The organism is Stenotrophomonas sp. yr243 (assembly GCF_900184195.1).
Lineage (GTDB): Bacteria > Pseudomonadota > Gammaproteobacteria > Xanthomonadales > Xanthomonadaceae > Stenotrophomonas > Stenotrophomonas lactitubi.
This window is the reverse complement of sequence record NZ_FXWT01000005.1, coordinates 435,329-454,746: the sequence shown is the minus strand read 5'-3', so window position 1 is coordinate 454,746 and position 19,418 is coordinate 435,329. Positions and strand designations below refer to the sequence as shown.

The window sequence follows — 19,418 nt, the reverse complement described above, 5'->3', positions numbered from 1 at the left end:
AAAGTAGATTCCGATGTATTCCTCACCCGTCCGCCACTCGCCACCCATAAGAGCAAGCTCTTACTGTGCTGCCGTTCGACTTGCATGTGTTAGGCCTACCGCCAGCGTTCACTCTGAGCCAGGATCAAACTCTTCACTTAAAACAGCATTGTCCGAAGACAAAAATTTAAAGCTGCAGATGAATGATTCTGGCAACGTATCGCTTGCTTTAAAACAATTAATAGTTGCTTGATCAAACGTCTGCAAGATGGACAATCACCCTTCCTGCAGGCGCCTTCACAAGATACCTGCGCATACTTTCAAAGATCTTGGGAAGTGGCCTCAGCGCCGTTCCCGTGTGCTGCGAAGCTTCCTTCGTAGCGAGCCGCCTATTATGCCGGACTTTTCGAGTCCGTCAACACCTTTCGTTCGATCATCTCGTTCGGCGATGGTGGTGGCGTCCCTTGTGTCGCTGAAGCCCCTTGTTGGCGACCCCTGCGGCGGGGGAGGGAAAGTATGTCCCTATTCGCGGCCTTTGTGAAGGGGGTGTGGCAACTTTTTTCATCGGATGTTGCATCTGTTCATCCAGAAGGTCCTGGCAGGGACTGTTCCGCGGAGAGCAGAAGCAGCCGAGCGTGCTCGACTCTACAAGAGCATAAGGAAGGGCCGGCTTGCGCCGGCCCTTCCTTGTTGTCAGGCAGCGACCAGGCGCACGCGGGCGAAGGTGCGCTTGCCGACCTGCAGCAGGCCCTCGAAGCCCGGCTGCAGCACCTGCTGGCCGTCTTCCACCACTTCGCCGTCCACCTTCACCGCACGCTCCTTGAGCTTGCGGTTGGCCTCGGAGTTGCTCGGGGTCAGGCCGGCAGCGGTCAGCAGCGCCGCGATGCGCAGGCCCTCGGCCGGGATTGCCACGTCCTGCAGCGGCAGCTGGGTGATGTCGCCCTGCCCCGTGACAGCCGCTTCCCAGCCGGCAATCGCCTGCTCGGCCGCCGCAGCGTCGTGGAAGCGGGTGGCCAGCTCACGCGCCAGGCGCAGCTTCACCACGCGCGGGTTCAGGCCAGCGGCGATCTGCTCGCGCAGGGAGGCCGCTTCGGCCTGGCTGATATCGAAGGACAGCAGCTCGATCCACCGCCACATCAGGGCGTCATCCACCTTCATGGTCTTGGTGACGATGTCGATGGCCGGTTCGCTGATGCCGATGTAGTTGCCCAGCGACTTGGACATCTTGTTGACGCCATCCAGGCCTTCCAGCAATGGCATGGTCAGCACCACCTGCGGCTTCTGGCCGTGGTGCTCCTGCAGGCCACGGCCCATCAGCAGGTTGAACTTCTGGTCGGTACCCCCCAGCTCGACGTCCGCTTCCAGGGCCACCGAGTCGTAGCCCTGCACCAGCGGGTACAGGAATTCGTGGATGGCGATGGACTGCTGGGCGGCGTAGCGCTTGGCGAAGTCGTCGCGCTCGAGCATGCGCGCCACGGTGTGCTGGCCGGCCAGGCGGATCATGTCGGCCGCGCTCATCTTGCCGAACCACTCCGAATTGAAGCGGACCTCGGTGCGGCTGCGGTCCAGCACCTTGAACACCTGCTCTTCATAGGTGCGGGCGTTGGCCAGCACGTCGTCGCGGCTGAGCGGCTTGCGGGTCAGGCTCTTGCCGGAGGGGTCGCCGATCATGCCGGTGAAGTCGCCGATCAGGAAAATGACCTGGTGGCCGAGGTCCTGGAACTGACGCATCTTGTTCAGCAGCACCGTGTGGCCCAGGTGCAGGTCAGGCGCGGTGGGGTCGAAGCCGGCCTTGATGCGCAGCGGGCGACCTTCCTGCAGGCGCGCGCGCAGATCCTCGAGCTTGAGGATCTCGTCGGCACCGCGGCCGATCAGGGCAAGGGCTTCTTCAATCGAGGACACGTGACTACTCCCGGCAACGCCGTTTCTTATGTGGGGTGTTAAAGCGAAGTTAACCCGATCGGCTTCACAAAAGCCAATAGGCACAAGGGTTTGACGCGAATTTGTTAGGTGTCTATGTTACCGGCGTTTGGGCCCGCGTTCCCGGGTCAGCCAGAGACCGACATCTGATGCTCAATTCCGATCAAGGCCGCGCACGCAAGCAGCGCTTCCAGGAACGACTCCATGTCCTGCACGACAACGCCCTGCACCGGAAGCTGAGGCAACACCTCCCCGCTGCGTTCAATGAGCGCTGGACGCGCCGTCATTGGATGCACGCCAGCCTGTTTGTGACCATCGGCGCGCTGGTGGCCACGATCGTGCCGGGCTTCTCGCACACCATCGATGCCCCCTACGCCGACAGCCACACCAGCCTGGCCCTGCCGTTGCCCCCGCTGGCAATGGCACGCCAACAGCAGATCCCCGGCGACAGCTGGCAGGTGCTGCGGGTACAGCGCGGGCAGACCCTGAGCGACCTGTTCGACAAGGCGGGCATCTCCGCTACCACCCTGCACCGGGTGCTGGACCATCCGGGTGCGCGCGAATCGCTGACCAAGCTGCGCCCGGGCGCCGAGATCGCCTTCGACATGCCGCTGTCCGGTGACCTGCGCAGCATCCGCTTCGACCGTGACGCCGACAACCGGGTCGAGCTGAGCCTGAGCGGCGATGACATCAAGGAAACGGTGACCAAGCGCGAGACGTCCACGCGGACGGTGGTCACCAGCGGCGAGATCACCAGCTCGCTATATGCAGCGGCACGCCGCGCCGGACTGTCACCGTCGGCGATCGCGACGATGACCGACGACATCTTCAAGTACGACATCGACTTCTCCAAGGACCTGCAGCCGGGCGACCGCTTCAGCGTGGTGATGGACGAGACCTGGCGCGAAGGCGAGAAGGTCGATACCAGCAAGATCCTGGCGGCGACCTTCACCACCGGCGGCAAGACCTATTCCGGCTTCCGCTTCGACCGCAACGGCAAGTCCGAGTACTACGACATCAGCGGCCGTTCGCTGAAGAAGAGCTTCATCCGCATGCCGATCCCGTTCGCGCGGCTGAGTTCGACCTTCGGCGCGCGCAAGCACCCGGTGCTGGGCAAGATGCGCATGCACAAGGGCGTGGACTACGCCGCACGCACCGGTACGCCGATCATGGCCGCCGGCGATGCGCGGGTGCAGTTTGTCGGCGTGCAGCGCGGTTACGGCAACGTGGTGATCCTCGACCACGGCCGCGGCCACACCACCCTGTACGGCCACATGTCGCGCTTTGCCGGGATCAAGAACGGCCAGCGCGTGGCCCAGGGCACGGTGATCGGCTACGTCGGCTCGACCGGCCTGGCGACCGGCCCGCACCTGCACTACGAATTCCGGGTCAATGGCGAGCACCGCAACCCGCTGACGGTGACCATGCCGCCGCCGGAGCCGCTGAAGGGCGCCGAGCTGGTGGCCTTCCGGGCGCAGACCGCGCCGGCGATGGCCCGCATCCAGGGCATGGAGAAGCTGATCTACGCCGACGCCAGCCCGGCACCGGCCGCCGAAAGCGCGACCACCGAGGTGGCCAGCGCCAAGGACAAGGCGCCGGCAGGCCGCAAGCGCGGCTGAGCCCTGCGTTGACGAAGGAGGACACGGCAGCACAAGCTTGCCGTGTCCTTTTTTTATGCCCGCCATGAACACCACTGCCGATCCGTCCCTTCCCCTCTACCTGGGCCTGATGTCGGGCACCAGTGCTGACGGCATCGATGCCGCGCTGGTGCAGTTCCCGGCCGACGGAGGTTGCCGCTTCGTGCATGGGCTGACCGCCCGCTGGGAGCCGGTGCTGCGCGCGCGTCTGGTAGCCCTCGGCGAGGGCGGCCCGCTGCAGTCGCTGGAGGAGCTGGGAGAGCTGGACGCGCGGATTGCGATCAGCTTCGCCGCCGCCGCCAACCAGCTGCTGGACGAAGCCGGTGTCGAGCGTTCGCAGGTGCGGGCCATCGGCTCGCACGGCCAGACGGTGCGCCATCGACCGCTGGCCGATCCGGCCTTCACCCTGCAGCTGGGCGACGGCAACCGCATCGCGGAACTGACCGGCATCACCACCGTGTGCGATTTCCGCCGCCGCGACGTTGCGGCAGGTGGCCATGGCGCGCCACTGATGCCGGCCTTCCACCTGGGCATGGTGGGTGCGGCCGATGAGGACCGTGCGGTGCTGAACCTGGGCGGGATCGCCAACCTGACCCTGATTCCGCGCGAAGGCGTCGTGCGTGGCTTCGATACCGGCCCAGCCAATGCGCTGATGGATGCCTGGTGCCAGCGCCATACCGGGCGCAGCTTCGACGCTGACGGTGCCTACGCGGCCAGTGGTGCGGTGGATGACAGCCTGCTGGCCGGCTGGCGCGCGGACCCGTGGTTCGCGCTGCCGCCGCCCAAGAGCACCGGGCGCGAGCAGTTCCACCTGCCGTGGGCCGAAGCGCACATGGAGGAAGGCCAGTTTGCCGCCGCCGATGTACAGGCGACGCTGCTGGAGCTGACCGTGGCGACGGTGGTGGATGCGCTGCTGGCCCAGCAGCCGCACACCCGCCGGGTACTGGTATGCGGCGGCGGTGTGCGCAACACACAGTTGATGCGGCGGCTGGCGGCGCGACTGCCGGGCGTGGTGGTCGAGTCCACGGCACTGCACGGGCTGGATCCGGAGTATGTGGAGGCGATGGGGTTTGCGTGGCTGGCGCAGCGGACGATGGACGGGCTGGCGGGTAACCTGCCGAGCGTGACCGGGGCGAAGGGGCCGCGGATTCTCGGGGCGATCCATTTGGCGTGAGGTGACGCCATCCGCCGGGCATGGCCCGGCGCTACCGCGCGCCGCCGACGGGTAGCGCCGGGCCATGCCCGGCAACCCGACATCAGATCACGGGCCATGCCCGGCAACCCGACATCAGATCAATCGAAGCCTTGGCCGGCAGGGAGGGCCTGCAGTGCGGCGATCGCATCGGACAGGGCGTCGACTTCGGGATCGCCGAAACCGGAGCGGACCTCCAGTTCACTGCTGAACAGGCCCTGCTCCAGCAGGACCGCGCAGGTTTGTTCATGGGTCCAGCCTCGGGCAACCGACACCCGTTTGATGCGTTCCAGCAGCAGCGGGTCCAGGTCCCGCAGCACTACGTCGGCCATGCTCACTTCCCCGTTCGCAAGGCACCGCCCCCTCGGCGCGTCGGGGCGATCATCCCGCAGTAAGCGCGGACAGGCAATCAGGCGGTGGGTGACGGCCCACGATCAAGAATGCGTGGCCACAGCCAGGCCAGCAGCAGCATGGTCGGCACCACCGTGACAGCGCTGAGCATGAAGAAGGTGCTGTACGAGGTGGCCTCCACGATGTAGCCGGAGACGCCGCCGACGAACTTGCCCGGCAGGTTGGCCAGCGATACCAGCAGGGCGTACTGGGTCGCAGTGAAGTTGCGATCGGTCAGCGAAGACATGAACGCCACCAGCACCGTGCCGGCGAAGCCCTGGAACAGGTTGTCGGCACTGAGCGCGGCGTAGAACGCCCACAACTGCCCCGGATTGTGTGCCATCAGCAGGAAGGCCAGGTTCGACAGGGCCACACCCAACGCGGCGACAAGCAGCATCCGGCGGAAACCGAAGGCGGCCACGGCGATACCGCCAATGAACGCCCCACCTATACCCATCCACACGCCGAACAGCTTGGAGACCGTAGCGATGTCGGCCTTGTCGAAGCCCGAATCCAGATAGAAAGGTCCGGCCATCACGCCGATGACCTGGTCGGGAAACTTGAAGAACCCGACGAACGCCAGCAGCGCCAGTGCCAGCCCCATGCCGTTGCGGCTGAAGAAGCTGGTGATCGGCTGCACGAACGCTTCGGCAATGTCGATGCGGCGCTGGACGGCGTTGGCCGGCCGCTCGGGCTCGCGGCAGAACAGGGTGGTGATGATCGGCAGGATCATCAGTGCGGCCATGGCCAGATAGGCAATGATCCAGCCTTCGAACTGTGCCAGGTACAAGGCGCCGGCACCGGCCAGGATCAGGCCGATGCGATAGCCCAGCGTATACGTGGCAGCCAGGGCGGCCTGCGCGGTCTGCGGCGCGATCTCGATGCGGTAGGCGTCGACCACCGAATCCTGGGTGGCACCTGCAAAGGACGCCACCAGTACCCAGGCCACCAGCGGCCACACGCCCTGCTCTGGCCGCACGAACGCCAGTGCCACCAGGCCCACCAGCACCAGGATCTGCGAGACCAGCAGCCACGAGCGGCGGCGGCCCAGGAAACCCAGCAACGGAAACGCGTAGCGATCCAGCAGGGGGGCCCAGACAAATTTGAGCAGGTAGAAGAAGCTGGCCAGGCTGATCAGGCCGATGCTGCCCAGATCGAGGCCGACATCGCGCAGACGGGTGGACAGGGTCTGCGAGGCGATCAGCAGGAACGGCAGGCCGCTGCCGAAGCCCAGCAGTGCCATGGTGAGCGCCGAGGGCGTGCCGAACGCACGCTTGATGCCGGCCCAGCCCTTATAGCCGGCCGGCTTGGCAGCCTCGGTCACAGGTCGTAGTCCACGATGAACGGTGCGTGGTCGGAGAAGCGCTGGTCGCGGTAGATCGAGCAGCTGCGCAGGCGGTCACGCAGGCCCGGGGTGATGAACTGGTAGTCGATGCGCCAACCCACGTTGTTGGCGCGGGCGGCACCACGGTTGCTCCACCAGGTGTAATCCTCGCCGGTCGGATTGAGCAGGCGATAGGCATCGGCCCAGCCGCGACCAGTGGCCACGTCGGTGGCCTGGCCGTGGTCGGCGCACAGGGCGTTGAGCCAGTCGCGCTCCTCGGGCAGGCAGCCGGAGTTCTTCTGGTTGGACTTCCAGTTCTTGATGTCCAGCGCCGAGCGGACGATGTTCCAGTCGCCACACAGCACGTAGTCGCGGCCGCTGCGCGCCCACTCTTCGAGGATCGGCCGCAACCACTCCATCACTTCGAACTTGAAGCCCTGGCGCAGGTCACCCGAGCTGCCGGACGGAATATAGAAGGAGACCACGCTGAGGTTGCCGAAGCGTGCCTCGATGTAACGGCCTTCGTCGTCGAACGGCGCCCAGCCCAGCGAGGTGATGACCTGGTCCGGTTCGCGCTTGCTGTAGATCGCCACGCCGCTGTAGCCCTTCTTGGTGATGGCATCGCGGTAGAAGCAATGGTGGCCGTCCGGGCGGAACATCGGGTCGGTCAGCTGGTCTTCCTGGGCCTTGGTCTCCTGGATGCAGAGGACGTCGGCGTCCTGGCCACGGAACCAGTCGAGGAAGCCCTTGGTGGCGGCCGAACGGATGCCATTGGCATTGAAACTGATGATGCGCATGCGGAAGAACCTACGGCGGGAAACCGGGCAAGCATACCGGTTGCCTGCCGGGCTGAGCAGCCCGCGGGAGCCGCCCCGGATACCCGCGTGAAGGAGCCGGACGAGCGCGGAAAGCCCAGCTGGATTAGGATTTGCGCTCCAAATGAAGATGAATCGAGTTTTGATGAGCGACCACCGTCACCGTTTCCTGCAGCTGGCCCTGACCGCCGATGCCCTGCGCTTCGGCCAGTTCACCCTCAAGTCCGGCCGGCTGAGCCCCTATTTCTTCAACGCCGGCCGTTTCGACTCCGGTTCCCTGCTGTCGCAGCTGGGCGCGTGCTATTCCGACGCCATCGACGCCACCGGGATCAAGTACGACGTGGTGTTCGGCCCAGCCTACAAGGGCATTCCGCTGGCCACCGCAATGGCCTGCGAGCTGGCCCAGCGTGGCCGCGATCTGCCGCTGTCGTTCAACCGCAAGGAAGTGAAGGACCATGGTGAAGGCGGCCAGTTGATCGGCGCCGACATGACCGGCAAGCGCGTGCTGATCGTCGACGACGTGATCACCGCCGGCACCGCCATCCGCGAGGCGCTGGCGATCATCCGCGCTGCGGGCGGTATTCCGGCCGGCATCGTGGTGGCCCTGGACCGCCAGGAGATCGCCTCGGACACCGACCATCGCTCCGCCGCACAGGCCGTGGCCGAAGAGGCCGGCATCCCGGTGATCGCCGTGGCAACGCTGGCCGACCTGCTTGATTTCGCGTCCGGAAATCCCGAACTTGTAGGCTACCGGCAGCCGCTGGAGGCCTATCGCGCCCAGTACGGCGTCCGTTCCACGCGCTGACCACCAGGGGGAAGGTCGCATGTTCCGAGTTCCTGCCATCGTCGCCGCCAGCCTGCTGCTGGTGATGCCGCAGACGCTGCTGGCACAGTCCGGCGGCAAGGCTGCAGACAAGAAGCTGTACTGCTGGAACGAGGGCAAGGAGCGGATCTGCAGCGATGCGCTGCCAGCCGATGCGGTCAACCACGCCCGCGATGAGTTCAACGCCAACAGCGGCCTGCGCAATGCACAGGTGCAGCGCGCGTTGAGCGATGAGGAACGCGCTGCCGCCAGCACGGCGGCGGCGCAGGTCCAGCTGGACCAGATGGCCGAGCAGACCCGCCAGCGCACCGAACAGGCGATGCTGACCACCTACGGTGACGAGAACGCGCTGCGGCGCGTGTTCGCCGAGCGCCAGGAGGTGCTCGACAACAACCTCAAGACCGCCCAGTACAACGTGGCCAGCCTGCGCGATTCGCTGGTGGCCCTGCTTGCTGCCGCCGGTGACCGCGAACTGGCCGGCGGCAAGGTGGCCGACAAGCAGGCCCAGGCAATCGCCCAGCGCCATGCGCAGCTGAAGTCGCAGCAGCGGCTGCTGGCCAGCTTCGAACAGCAGCAGCAGGCATTGAAGGTCGAGATCGAAAGCAGCCTGCAGCGCTATCGGCAACTGAAGGGATTGGCGCCGGCGAGCCAAGCCCCGTGATTGCCGGTAGAGCCGAGCCCACGCTCGGCTCCGCTTGACCTCGGGAAAGAGCAGCCGAGCGTAGGCTCGGCTCTACAGCAGGCGGGGCTGGTTACGGCCTGGACCCTGAAATTTATGCACTCTTTACGCGTCGGCCCGGTCCGGCGCGTAGTGCGTTTATGGGGGTGGGGACGACGATGACGGCCTGAGGTGGAGGGGTTCCACCAGGTCTCAATTCCATGTCCCCCTGGCTGTCGTTGCTGTGTGGCGTGCTGGTGCTGGTTGCCGCCGCCTATCTTCTTTATGTCGTGCTGCGGCCCGAGTCGTTCTGAGCGGAGCCTGCCATGACTGAAATTCTTGCCATTCTTGCCGCCAGCCTGCTGCTGGCCTGGCCCCTGGGCCTCTATCTTGCCCGGGTGATGCGCGGCACGCCGATGAAGGTCGACGTGCTGTTCCACTGGATCGAAAAGCCGCTGTACAAGGTGCTCGGCGTCGATCCCTCACGTTCGATGTCCTGGCGGGGCTACGTGCTGGCGTTCGTGCTCAGCAACGTGGTGATCGCGGTGCTGACCCAGGCCGTGTTCATGACTCAGGCATGGTTGCCGTTGAATCCGGACCAGATCCCGAACATGCGCTGGGACACGGCGCTGCACACGATGATCTCGTTCCTGACCAACACCAACCAGCAGCACTACTCCGGTCAGGCGCAGTTGTCCTACTTCTCGCAGATGACCGGCATCACCGGCCTGCAGGTGGTGACGCCGATGATGGGCCTGGCGCTGGCCGTGGCGACGCTGCGTGCGTTGTTCTCGCGTGCGCCGAAATCGGTCACCGCGCCCGTCGCGGGCGATGACCGCCAGGTGGCGGTGGGCAATTACTACGCGGACGTCGTGCGCTTGTGCGTGCGCTTCCTGCTGCCGTTGTGCCTGGTATGGACGCTGCTGCTGACCAGCCAGGGCGTGCCCTCCACGATGGCCGGTGGCCCGCAGGCCACGCCCATCGATGCCAGCGCCGGCATGGCGCAGCAGAAGCTGCCGCTGGGCCCGGTTGCGGCGATGGTCGCGGCCAAACAGCTGGGCGCCAATGGTGGCGGCTGGTATGGCCCGAACAGCAGCTTCCCGCTGGAGAACCCGACCCCGGTGTCGAACATGCTGGAGGTGATCGGCATCCTGCTGGTGCCGATGGCGGTGATCTTCATGATCGGCGCGTTCACCGGGCGCCGTCGATTCGGCGCACTGGTGTTCAGCTGCATGCTCGGCATGTCGCTGCTCTCTACCGGCGCGATGGTGTGGAGCGAGGGCCATAGCGCCAGCGCGGCCACGCCGCTGCTGATGGAAGGCAAGGAAGTGCGCTTCGGTGCCGATGGCACCGCACTGTGGGCGGCGGTGACCACCCAGGTCTCCAACGGTTCGGTCAACGGCATGCACGATTCGCTGAGCCCGTTGTCTGGCGGCCTGGCGATGGTCAACATGCTGGTCAGCGCGATCTGGGGCGGCATCGGCTGCGGCCTGCAGCAGTTCATCGTGTACCTGCTGCTGGGTGTGTTCCTGGCCGGGCTGATGACCGGCCGTACGCCGGAGCTGTTCGGTCGCAAGCTGGAAACGCCACAGGTGCGCCTGCTGGCCCTGCTGGTGCTGCTGCAGCCGATCACCCTGCTGCTGTTCACCGCGATCACGCTGGCCGTGCCCGGGCTGGCCGGCACCTCCAATCCCGGCTTCCACGGCATCAGCCAGGTGTTCTACGAGTATGTCTCGGCCTACGCCAACAACGGTTCGGGCTTCGAGGGCCTGGGCGACGCCACACCGTGGTGGAACCTGAGCTGCTCGCTGGTACTGCTGCTGGGTCGCTTTCCGCTGCTGATCATTCCGCTGGTGGTGGCCGCGCAGCTGGCCGCCAAGCGGCAGGCGCCTGAATCGGCTGGCAGCCTGCAGATCGAAACCCCGACCTTCGCCCTGACCCTGGTCTCGGTGATCGTCATCCTGACCGTGCTGCAGTTCATGCCGGCGCTGGTACTCGGCCCGATCGCCGACCACCTGAGCCTGGGACTGCACTGAGGACACCCCCATGAGTAGTCACGCAACCGCAAACCGTTCCTCTTCCGTGGCGTCCCGCCCGGCCCTGCTCGATGCCGCCGGCCTGCGCCGCGCGCTCATCGAGGCCGTACGCAAGCTGTCGCCGATGCACCTGGTGCGCAGCCCGGTGATGGCGGTGGTGATGGCCGGCACGATCGTCGCCGCGATCATCACCCTGACCGGCAATGCGCCACTGGGCTTCGGCCTGGCGGTGACGGCGATCCTGCTGGTCACCGTGCTGTTCGGCAATTTCGCCGAGGCCGTGGCCGAAGCACGTGGCCGTGGCCAGGCCGCCTCGCTGCGCCGCGCTCGCCAGGACCTGGTGGCGCGCCGTCTGGCGTCGGCGCAGGCCGGTGCCAGTGAAACCCAGGTGCCCGCCGCCGAGCTGCGCCCCGGCGACCACGTGATCGTCAGTGCCGGCGAGCTGGTGCCGGCCGACGGCGAGATCGTGCAGGGCCTGGCCACCATCAACGAAGCGGCGGTGACCGGCGAGTCGGCACCGGTGCTGCGCGAGGCGGGTACGGATCGCTCCGGCGTGATCGGCGGCACCAAGGTGCTGTCCGACCAGATCGTCGTACGCATCACCGCCGAGCCGGGGCACAGCTTCCTGGACCGGATGATCGCGCTGGTGGAAGGTGCCAACCGGCAGAAGACGCCGAATGAAATCGCGCTGACCCTGCTGCTGGCGGCGATGACGCTGACCTTCCTGGTGGTGGTGGCGACGCTGCCGGCGATCGGTGCTTCGGTGGGCGTCAAGGTGGATCCGCTGCTGCTGATCGCACTGCTGGTGTGCCTGATCCCGACCACCATCGGTGGCCTGCTGCCGGCCATCGGCATCGCCGGCATGAACCGTGCGCTGGCCGCCAACGTGCTGGCCAAGTCGGGCAAGGCGGTGGAAGTGGCCGGTGACGTCGACGTGCTGCTGCTCGACAAGACCGGCACCATCACCTACGGCGACCGCCAGGCGAGCCACTTCCATGCACTGGCCGGGATCGACGCCGACCAGCTGCGTGAAGCGGCACTGCTGTCATCGCTGGCCGACCCGACCCCGGAAGGCAAGTCGATCGTGCGCCTGGCCCGCGAACAGGGCTGCACCACCGCCGAGCCGGACCAGGCCGACTACCTGGCTTTCAGTGCGCAGACCCGCATGTCCGGTGTCGACCTGATGCACGGCCGGCAGATCCGCAAGGGCGCTGCCGATGCGATCCGCGCCCATGTGCTGGCGCTCGGCGGCACCGTACCGGCCGAACTGGCCGGCCGCGTGGACCAGGTCGCACGCAACGGTGCTACGCCGCTGGTGGTGGCCGAGGGTCGCCATGTACTGGGCGTGATCGAGCTGTCGGACGTGGTCAAGCACGGTATGCGCGAGAAGTTCGCGCAGCTGCGGGCGATGGGCATCCGCACGGTGATGATCACCGGCGACAACCCGCTGACGGCCGCCGCAATCGCTGCCGAAGCTGGTGTGGACGACTACATCGCCGAGGCGCGGCCGGAGGACAAGCTGGCACGCATCCGTGCCGAGCAGGCCGGTGGCCGCCTGGTGGCGATGGTCGGCGACGGCACCAACGATGCGCCGGCGCTGGCCCAGGCCGACATCGGCCTGGCGATGAACTCGGGCACGCAGGCGGCCAAGGAGGCCGGCAACATGGTCGACCTGGATTCGGATCCGGCCAAGCTGCTGGCGGTGGTGGAGGTGGGCAAGCAGCAGTTGATCACCCGCGGCGCGCTGACCACGTTCTCGCTGGCCAACGATGTGTCCAAGTACTTCGCGATCCTGCCGGCGCTGTTTGCCGCCACGGTTCCTGCGATGGCCGCATTGAATGTGATGCAGCTTTCGAGCCCACGCAATGCGGTGCTGGCGGCGCTGATTTTCAATGCCCTGGTGATTCCCGCCCTGATTCCGCTGGCGCTGCGCGGTGTGCGCTTCCGCCCGGCCACCGCAACGGCGCTGCTGCGCCGGAACATGCTGGTGTACGGCCTGGGTGGCGTGCTGCTGCCGTTCGCGGCAATCAAGCTGATCGACCTTCTTCTTGTCCTGGTATTCGGCGCATGAACCGTTCTGACTCCCCTTCCCTTTCCCGCGAGCTGAAAAGCGAGGCGCGCGTGGCCACGTTGCAGGATGGCGCCAGCTGGCGCCCGGCCATCGGCCTGGGCGTGGCTACCCTGCTGCTGGCCGGTGCGGTCTACGCCGGCATCGCCACCGGTTTCGCCGGCCTGTCCTTCCCGGCGCAGGCCGAGGGCAGCCTGCTGCGCGATGGCAGCGGCCAGGTGCGTGCTTCGGCATGGCTGTCGCAGCCGTTCACTGGCGATGGCTACTTCCAGGCGCGACCGTCGGCGGCCAACTACGACCCGATGGCGGCGGCCGGTTCCAACCTGGCTCGCAGCAACCCGGCGCTGGCCGAGCGCGTGGCGGCGAGCACCGCAGCGGTGGCCGCGCGCGAAGGCATAACGCCCGCACAGGTTCCTGCCGACCTGGTCACCCAGTCCGGCGGTGGCCTGGATCCGCAGCTGTCGCCGGCGGCAGCGCAGCTGCAGGTGGCACGCGTTGCCCGTGCGCGTGGCCTGCCGGTCGAGCGCGTGCAGGCACTGGTGAAGGCCAACACGCAAGGCCGGCAATGGGGCGTGTTCGGCCAGCCACGGGTGAACGTGGTTACGCTGAACTTCGCCCTGGACCATGCGGCACGCGTGCCGTGATGCAGGCCTGCACCCGCTGCGCGCACAATGGCGGCCATGACAGCGGCTCCCATGACTGACCTGCGGACCCGCCAGGCCAACGCCCTGGTGGAAGGACTGCAACGCGAAGCCGGTGGCAAGCTCACCGTGTTCCTCGGTGCAGCACCGGGCGTCGGCAAGACCTACGCCATGCTGACCCGCGCGCAGGAACAATTGCGCCGTGGCGTGGACCTGGTGGTCGGGCTGGTGGAGACCCATGGCCGTGCCGATACCCAGGCCTTGCTGGAAGGGCTGCCACGGCTGGCGCTGAAGGATGTGGCCTACCATGGCCACGACCTGCAGGAGATGGACCTGGACGCCGTGCTGGCGCGCAGGCCGGCGCTGGTGCTGGTGGACGAGCTGGCCCACCGCAATGCGCCGGGCAGCCGCCATGAACGGCGCTGGCAGGACGTGATGGAACTGCTGGACGCCGGCATCGACGTCTGGACCACGGTCAACATCCAGCATCTGGAAAGCCTCAACGATGTGGTGATGCGCATCACCGGCGTACGCGTCAGCGAGACGGTCCCGGACGGCGTGCTCGACCGCCTGCACGACATCGTGCTGGTCGATCTGCCGCCGCGCGAACTGATCGCGCGCCTGCAGCAGGGCAAGGTGTACGTGCCCGAGCAGGCCGCGCAGGCACTGCAGGCGTTCTTCTCTCCAGCCAACCTGACCGCATTGCGCGAGCTGGCCATGCAGGAGGCCGCCGACCGCGTCGACAGCAGCCTGCGCGAAGCACGTGCCGCGCGCGGTGAGAGCAATCTGCCGTTGCGACGTGGCGTGCTGGTGGCGATCGATGGCGGTGGCCAGAGTGAATACCTGGTGCGGGTGGCGCGACGCATCGCCGAACGCCGCGATGCACCGTGGACGGTGGTGACGGTGCAGGGACGCCGCCAGGACGAAGCGACCCGGCGCGAGATCGATGCTGCGTTCGCGCTGGCCCGCCGCCTGGGCGGCGACGCCGAGCTGCTGCACGGCTCCAGCATCGCCGACGCACTGCTCGACCACGCCGCGCACAACGGCGTGTCCACGCTGGTCCTGGGCCGCACCCGCGAGCGACCGCTGGCGCGGATGTTCAACCGCACCCTGACCCAGCAGCTGATCCAGCGCGGCGCACACTACGAGATCACCATCATCAGCACGCCGCAGGCGCGTGCGCGTTCCCGTCGGGAGGGGCTGCTGCCACCGATGCGCGGGATCAGTCACGAGCCGTTGCAGGCGCTGTTGGCTACTGCGCTGGCCTGCCTGGTGGCGTGGCTGGCCGAACGCTGGGTGGGCATGGCCGATCTGTCGATGGTGTTCATCGTGGCCGTGGTGCTGGTGGCCGCGCGTACCCGCGCCAGCGTCGCGGTGATGGCGGCGATCCTGTGTTTCCTCGCCTACAACTTCCTGTTCATCGCACCGCGCTTCACCTTCGCCATCGGCGCGCGGCAGGGCGTGATCACCGTGTTCCTGTTCCTGGCAGCGGCACTGGTGGCCGGACGTCTGGCATCACGCCTGCGCATGCAGGTGATCGCACTGCGCGCGGCCAACCGCCATGCGCGTGCGCGCCAGCAACTGGGTCGGCAGCTGGCCAGCGCAGCCGGCAACGGTGAAGTGGCACAGGCCGGGCGGCAGGCATTGGAACAGGCCATGGATGTTCCGGCATGGCTGCGGATCGGCGCCGATATCGCCGCCGGTGGCCGTCACCTGCCCGGTGATACCGACCTGGCGGCGGCCGACTGGGCCCTGCGCCATGGCCAGCCCAGTGGCCGCTTCACCGATACCCTCGCTGGCGCGCAATGGTGGTTCCTGCCGCTGTTGGACGGCGAGGACCGTGCGATCGGCGTGGCTGGCCTGTACCTGCCGGGTGCGCAGGCGCGGCTGCTGCCCGAACAGCGCCAACTGGCTGAAGCGATGGTCGATGACATCGCTCAGGCGGCGTTGCGCACGCGCCTGGTGGCCGAGCTGGAACAGGCGCACGTCAGCAACGAGACCGAGCGGCTGCGCTCTGCCCTGCTCTCCTCGGTGTCGCATGACCTGCGTTCGCCACTGGCGGCGATGATCGGCTCGGCCGACAGCCTGGCCAGCTACGGCGCGGCGATGGATCTGGCCGACCGCCGCGCCTTGCTGGACACCATCCTGGTCGAAGGCGAGCGCCTGGACCGCTACATCCAGAACCTGCTGGACATGACCCGGTTGGGCCACGAGGGCCTGAAGATCAACCGCGACTGGATCGGCGTGGATGAGCTGATTGGTTCGGCCGCCCGGCGCCTGCAGCGTTACCAGCCGAAGGTGCGGCTGGAGCTGGATATTCCGGCGACGCTGGCACCGATCTGGGTGCATCCGGCACTGGTCGAGCAGGCGGTGTTCAATGTGATGGAGAACGCTGCCAAGTTCTCGCCGGCCGATGCCGCCGTGCAGGTGCTGGCGCGCGAACTGGATGGTCAGCTGCGCATCGACGTGATCGATGCCGGCCCCGGCATTCCCGACGACGAGCGCGCGCGCATTTTCGACATGTTCTACAGCGTCGAACGCGGCGACCGCGGCCGCCACGGCACCGGCCTCGGCCTGACCATCTGCCAGGGAATGATCGGTGCGCATGGCGGCAGCGTGCAGGCGCTGCCCGGACGCGACGGTCGCGGTACCCTGATCCGCATCACCCTGCCCCTGCTCAAGCCAGCCTCCCACGATGAGTCCGACCCCGACTGACGCCAGCGCGCCAGCCCCGCGCGTGCTGGTGATCGACGATGAAACCCAGATCCGCCGGTTCCTGGACATCAGCCTGCGCGCGCAGGGCTATCAGGTGCGCCAGGCCGCGAGCGGCCAGGAAGGCCTGCAGATGGCCGCCAGCGAGGACATGGACCTGGTGATCCTGGACATCGGCCTGCCGGACATGGAAGGTCATGAGGTGCTGGAGCAGCTGCGGCAGTGGAGCCAGGTGCCGGTGATCATGCTGACCGTGCGTGCCGGTGAAACCGAAAAGGTGCGTGCACTGGACAACGGCGCCAACGACTACGTGACCAAACCCTTCGGTACCCAGGAACTGATGGCGCGGGTGCGGGCGCTGCTTCGCACACGCAGCGTACCGACCGATGGCACACCGCCGGTGTTCGACGATGGCCACCTGCACGTGGACCTGGTGCGCCGCGAAGTGGCGATCGATGGCGAACTGGTGGCGTTGACCCGCAAGGAGTACGCGTTGCTGTCGCTGCTGCTGCGCAATGCCGGGCGCGTGGTGACCCAGCCGCAGATCCTGCAGGAAATCTGGGGACCCACCCACCAGCACGACACCCACTACCTGCGCATCCTGGTCGGCAAGCTGCGGCACAAGCTGGGCGACTCGGCGCTGGATTCACGCTACCTCTTTACCGAGCCCGGTGTGGGGTTGCGGTTCAAGGGGTGAGGTGTGCCGACCAACGGTCGGCACCCACCAGACAAGTAGATCCACGCCATGCGTGGATGGACATCCATTGAATTGAAGCGCATCCACGCATGGCGTGGATCTACCGTGTCGACCAAGGTCGACACCCACCAAGAACAGCCGAGCAGGGCGTGCCGGGCGCAGCCCGGCGCCACCTCAGAATCCCAGCGGGGTGTCGCCCAGCACCGGGTGCAGCTGGCTGCGGAACAGTGCCTGGATACGTTCCAGTGCCGCTTCGTCGTTGCCTTCGAAGCGCAGCACCAGCACCGGCGTGGTGTTGGAGGCGCGAACCAGGCCCCAGCCGTCGGCGAAGTCCACCCGCAGGCCGTCGATGGTCGACAGGCGACCGCCGACATACGGGTTGTCCGGCGACTGCGCAGCGGCCACCAGCATCGCCACCAACGCATGCGGGGTTCCCTCGGCCACCGGCACCTTCAGCTCCGGCGTCGCCACCATTTCCGGCAGTTCGGCCAGCACTTCGTCCGGCGCTTCTTCGCGCTGGGCCAGGATCTCCAGCAGGCGTGCAGCGGCGTACAGGCCATCGTCGAAGCCGAACCAGCGTTCCTTGAAGAAGAAGTGGCCGCTCATCTCACCCGCCAGTTCGGCATCGGTCTCGCGCATCTTCGCCTTCATCAGCGAGTGCCCGGTCTTCCACATCAACGGGCTGCCGCCATTGCGCAGCACGTGATCGGACAACTTGCCGGTGCACTTCACGTCGTAGATCACCATCGCGCCCGGGTTGCGCATCAGCACGTCGGCGGCGAACAGCATCAGCAGACGGTCGGCGTAGATGATCTTGCCTTCACCGGTGACCACGCCAAGGCGATCGCCATCACCATCGAACGCCACGCCGAGGTCGGCGCCGAAGCGTTTGACCGTCTGCACCAGGTCTTCCAGGTTGGCCGGTTCGCTGGGATCGGGGTGATGGTTGGGGAAGGTGCCGTCGACATCGCAGTACAACGGAATGACTTCAGCGCCGATCGCCTCCAGCAGCTGCGGCGCGAAGGCACCGGCCACACCGTTGCCCGCGTCGGCGACCACCTTCAGCGGGCGGTCCAGCTGCACGTCATCGGCAATACGCTGGATGTAATCGGCGGCGACCTCGCGCTGCTGGTAGTCACCCGGTTCCGCGGCCTGCACCAGACGGCCTTCGACAATGCGCTGGTAAAGGTCGGTGATGGCATCGCCGGACAGGGTCTCACCCCCGATGACGATCTTGAAACCGTTGTAGTCCGGCGGATTGTGGCTGCCGGTGACCGCTACGCAGGTACCGGTGCGCAGATGGAAGGCGCCGAAATACACCACCGGGGTCGGCGCCAGGCCGATATCGATCACCGCACAGCCGGCCCGCCGCAGGCCTTCGGCCAGCCCCGCCGACAGCTCGGGACCGGACAGGCGCCCATCGCGGCCGATCACCACCTCGCGCAGGCCCTGCTCGAGGGCGACGGTGCCGATGGCCTGGCCGATCAGCGCGGCGGTGCGCGCCGTCAGTTCGCTGCCGACCACGCCGCGGATGTCGTAAGCGCGGAAGATGCCCGCAGCCAGTTGCTCGGCGGGAACCGGTGGCGGCGGAGGCGGCGCAGCCTCGGCCACCGCCTCGCCGGGTACCGTCGGCGGGACCATCTGCAGGCTTTCACGCAGGGTCGGGCCGTGATCGGCGTCGGCCACCGTGCTGCGCCGGCTGGGCAGCGGCAGTGACTTCGGCAGTCGGCCACGGCCTACCACCAGCAGTACTGCGATGAAGGCCAGCAGCAGGGCGACAATCGCGCTGGCCAGGGCGCCCAACCCCAGCGGGCCGGGTTCCACATTGGGCACTCCGGCGGCCAGTCGCAGCGTGGTTCCGGCCACCGGGCGCGCCATTGCCTCGGCGCTCTCGGACAGGCCGGTATCGCCCTGCACCACGATGTTGTGCATTCCCTGGCGCAGCGCCAGGAAGCCGTTGCCGGGGGCGCGCACCTGGTCCAGCGGCGCGGTCAACCGCAGCAGCGGCTGACGCACATACACCACCGCCGGTCCCACACCGGCCAGCTGTACCGGCGCGGCCAGACCCAGGCGGTTGCCGCCGCCATCGCGGACCACGCGCAGGGTTGCCTTGCCATCGGCCAGCGCCGATTCCAGCAGGGCCAGGCGTGCATATCCAAAGGTGGCCGCATCGGCGTAGCCCGCGGCCAGGTCAGCGCCCAGCACCTCCACCTGCTCGACGCCGGTCCAGCTTTCCCGCAGCGCCAGCGCGGCGCCGGCGGCATCACCCGCCTGCAGCGCCTGCTGGACGCGGTCGCCCTTCAACTGCTGCTGCAGCTGCTGCAACTGGCCGGAAGCAGCCTGCTGCAGCCCTTGCACGGCCTGGTCGCGCGCCTGTTCCAGCGCGTCCCCGCTGGCTGCCTGCCGCCACTGCTGTACCGCGCTCCAGCCGAACCACGCGGCCAGCAGTACCAGCAGCACACCCAGCAATGGCGCGCTCCGTCCCAACGACTTTCCCCGCTGTGCTTCCCCGATGCCGCTCATCGA

At 67.2% G+C, this 19,418-nt stretch carries 15 protein-coding genes and 1 rRNA gene; 10 read left to right on the top strand and 6 right to left on the bottom strand.

Annotated features, from left to right (window positions below; all coding sequences use genetic code 11):
• Together QOL57_RS21315 and tyrS are read right to left on the bottom strand one after the other, a co-directional pair.
• A 16S ribosomal RNA gene (locus tag QOL57_RS21315) occupies positions 1-140 on the bottom strand; the annotation flags it as partial.
• 532 nt (positions 141-672) lie between these two features.
• A complete protein-coding gene (tyrS, locus tag QOL57_RS21310) occupies positions 673-1,881 on the bottom strand; it encodes a tyrosine--tRNA ligase (protein ID WP_032977018.1) in 1,209 nt (402 codons plus the stop codon).
• 167 nt (positions 1,882-2,048) lie between these two features.
• On the opposite strand from tyrS, the gene QOL57_RS21305 reads away from it, so the two are divergent.
• Entirely contained in the window at positions 2,049-3,518 is a 1,470-nt protein-coding gene (locus QOL57_RS21305; RefSeq protein ID WP_089241321.1) for a peptidoglycan DD-metalloendopeptidase family protein, read from the top strand.
• Between the two features lie 64 nt (positions 3,519-3,582).
• Complete coding sequence (locus tag QOL57_RS21300; protein WP_089241323.1) at positions 3,583-4,710, top strand: anhydro-N-acetylmuramic acid kinase; 1,128 nt, start codon at positions 3,583-3,585, stop codon at positions 4,708-4,710.
• Between the two features lie 119 nt (positions 4,711-4,829).
• On the opposite strand, the gene QOL57_RS21295 is transcribed toward QOL57_RS21300, so the two are convergent.
• The 3 genes from QOL57_RS21295 to QOL57_RS21285 form a co-directional block, all read right to left on the bottom strand.
• The gene (locus tag QOL57_RS21295; RefSeq protein WP_025879428.1) at positions 4,830-5,060 is read right to left on the bottom strand and encodes a hypothetical protein; all 231 of its coding nucleotides are present in this window, start codon (positions 5,058-5,060) and stop codon (positions 4,830-4,832) included.
• A 77-nt stretch (positions 5,061-5,137) separates the two neighbouring features.
• Positions 5,138-6,442 (bottom strand): MFS transporter, encoded by a 1,305-nt coding sequence (locus tag QOL57_RS21290; protein ID WP_089241325.1) that lies wholly within the window; start codon positions 6,440-6,442, stop codon positions 5,138-5,140.
• Positions 6,439-7,239, bottom strand: coding sequence for an exodeoxyribonuclease III (locus tag QOL57_RS21285; RefSeq protein WP_089241327.1), 801 nt, complete (start codon positions 7,237-7,239; stop codon positions 6,439-6,441). The genes QOL57_RS21290 and QOL57_RS21285 overlap by 4 nt, the downstream gene beginning before the upstream one ends.
• 163 nt (positions 7,240-7,402) lie before the next feature.
• Here QOL57_RS21285 and pyrE point away from each other — a divergent pair, with 163 nt between their 5' ends.
• From pyrE to QOL57_RS21245, 8 genes are all read left to right on the top strand, one after another.
• Positions 7,403-8,062, top strand: a complete 660-nt coding sequence (gene pyrE / locus QOL57_RS21280; RefSeq protein ID WP_089241329.1) for an orotate phosphoribosyltransferase — start codon at positions 7,403-7,405, stop codon at positions 8,060-8,062.
• Between the two features lie 19 nt (positions 8,063-8,081).
• Positions 8,082-8,741: a hypothetical protein gene (locus tag QOL57_RS21275; protein ID WP_089241331.1), complete on the top strand. Its 660-nt coding sequence runs from the start codon at positions 8,082-8,084 to the stop codon at positions 8,739-8,741.
• 218 nt (positions 8,742-8,959) lie between these two features.
• Positions 8,960-9,052: a potassium-transporting ATPase subunit F gene (locus QOL57_RS21270; protein ID WP_005407770.1), complete on the top strand. Its 93-nt coding sequence runs from the start codon at positions 8,960-8,962 to the stop codon at positions 9,050-9,052.
• Positions 9,053-9,064: 12 nt separating this feature from the next.
• On the top strand, positions 9,065-10,774 hold the full coding sequence (kdpA, locus tag QOL57_RS21265; RefSeq protein WP_089241333.1) for a potassium-transporting ATPase subunit KdpA: 1,710 nt from the start codon (positions 9,065-9,067) through the stop codon (positions 10,772-10,774).
• A 10-nt stretch (positions 10,775-10,784) separates the two neighbouring features.
• Entirely contained in the window at positions 10,785-12,845 is a 2,061-nt protein-coding gene (gene kdpB / locus QOL57_RS21260) for a potassium-transporting ATPase subunit KdpB (protein WP_089241335.1), read from the top strand.
• Complete coding sequence (kdpC, locus tag QOL57_RS21255; protein ID WP_089241337.1) at positions 12,842-13,486, top strand: potassium-transporting ATPase subunit KdpC; 645 nt, start codon at positions 12,842-12,844, stop codon at positions 13,484-13,486. The genes kdpB and kdpC overlap by 4 nt, the downstream gene beginning before the upstream one ends.
• Before the next feature lie 51 nt (positions 13,487-13,537).
• Entirely contained in the window at positions 13,538-16,198 is a 2,661-nt protein-coding gene (locus QOL57_RS21250; protein ID WP_089241339.1) for a sensor histidine kinase KdpD, read from the top strand.
• On the top strand, positions 16,179-16,892 hold the full coding sequence (locus QOL57_RS21245) for a response regulator transcription factor (RefSeq protein ID WP_089241341.1): 714 nt from the start codon (positions 16,179-16,181) through the stop codon (positions 16,890-16,892). The genes QOL57_RS21250 and QOL57_RS21245 overlap by 20 nt, the downstream gene beginning before the upstream one ends.
• 174 nt (positions 16,893-17,066) lie before the next feature.
• On the opposite strand, the gene QOL57_RS21240 is transcribed toward QOL57_RS21245, so the two are convergent.
• Positions 17,067-19,415 (bottom strand): phosphomannomutase/phosphoglucomutase, encoded by a 2,349-nt coding sequence (locus QOL57_RS21240; RefSeq protein WP_089241343.1) that lies wholly within the window; start codon positions 19,413-19,415, stop codon positions 17,067-17,069.
• Between the last annotated feature and the right edge of the window lie 3 nt (positions 19,416-19,418).

Coding starts and splice junctions, on each gene's coding strand:
- QOL57_RS21305 (WP_089241321.1), top strand. CDS start 2,049: ATGCTCAATTCCGATCAAGGCCGCGCACGCAAGCAGCGCTTCCAGGAA.
- QOL57_RS21300 (WP_089241323.1), top strand. CDS start 3,583: ATGAACACCACTGCCGATCCGTCCCTTCCCCTCTACCTGGGCCTGATG.
- QOL57_RS21295 (WP_025879428.1), bottom strand. CDS start 5,060: ATGGCCGACGTAGTGCTGCGGGACCTGGACCCGCTGCTGCTGGAACGC.
- QOL57_RS21285 (WP_089241327.1), bottom strand. CDS start 7,239: ATGCGCATCATCAGTTTCAATGCCAATGGCATCCGTTCGGCCGCCACC.
- pyrE (WP_089241329.1), top strand. CDS start 7,403: ATGAGCGACCACCGTCACCGTTTCCTGCAGCTGGCCCTGACCGCCGAT.
- QOL57_RS21275 (WP_089241331.1), top strand. CDS start 8,082: ATGTTCCGAGTTCCTGCCATCGTCGCCGCCAGCCTGCTGCTGGTGATG.
- QOL57_RS21270 (WP_005407770.1), top strand. CDS start 8,960: ATGTCCCCCTGGCTGTCGTTGCTGTGTGGCGTGCTGGTGCTGGTTGCC.
- kdpA (WP_089241333.1), top strand. CDS start 9,065: ATGACTGAAATTCTTGCCATTCTTGCCGCCAGCCTGCTGCTGGCCTGG.
- kdpB (WP_089241335.1), top strand. CDS start 10,785: ATGAGTAGTCACGCAACCGCAAACCGTTCCTCTTCCGTGGCGTCCCGC.
- kdpC (WP_089241337.1), top strand. CDS start 12,842: ATGAACCGTTCTGACTCCCCTTCCCTTTCCCGCGAGCTGAAAAGCGAG.
- QOL57_RS21250 (WP_089241339.1), top strand. CDS start 13,538: ATGACTGACCTGCGGACCCGCCAGGCCAACGCCCTGGTGGAAGGACTG.
- QOL57_RS21245 (WP_089241341.1), top strand. CDS start 16,179: ATGAGTCCGACCCCGACTGACGCCAGCGCGCCAGCCCCGCGCGTGCTG.
- QOL57_RS21240 (WP_089241343.1), bottom strand. CDS start 19,415: ATGAGCGGCATCGGGGAAGCACAGCGGGGAAAGTCGTTGGGACGGAGC.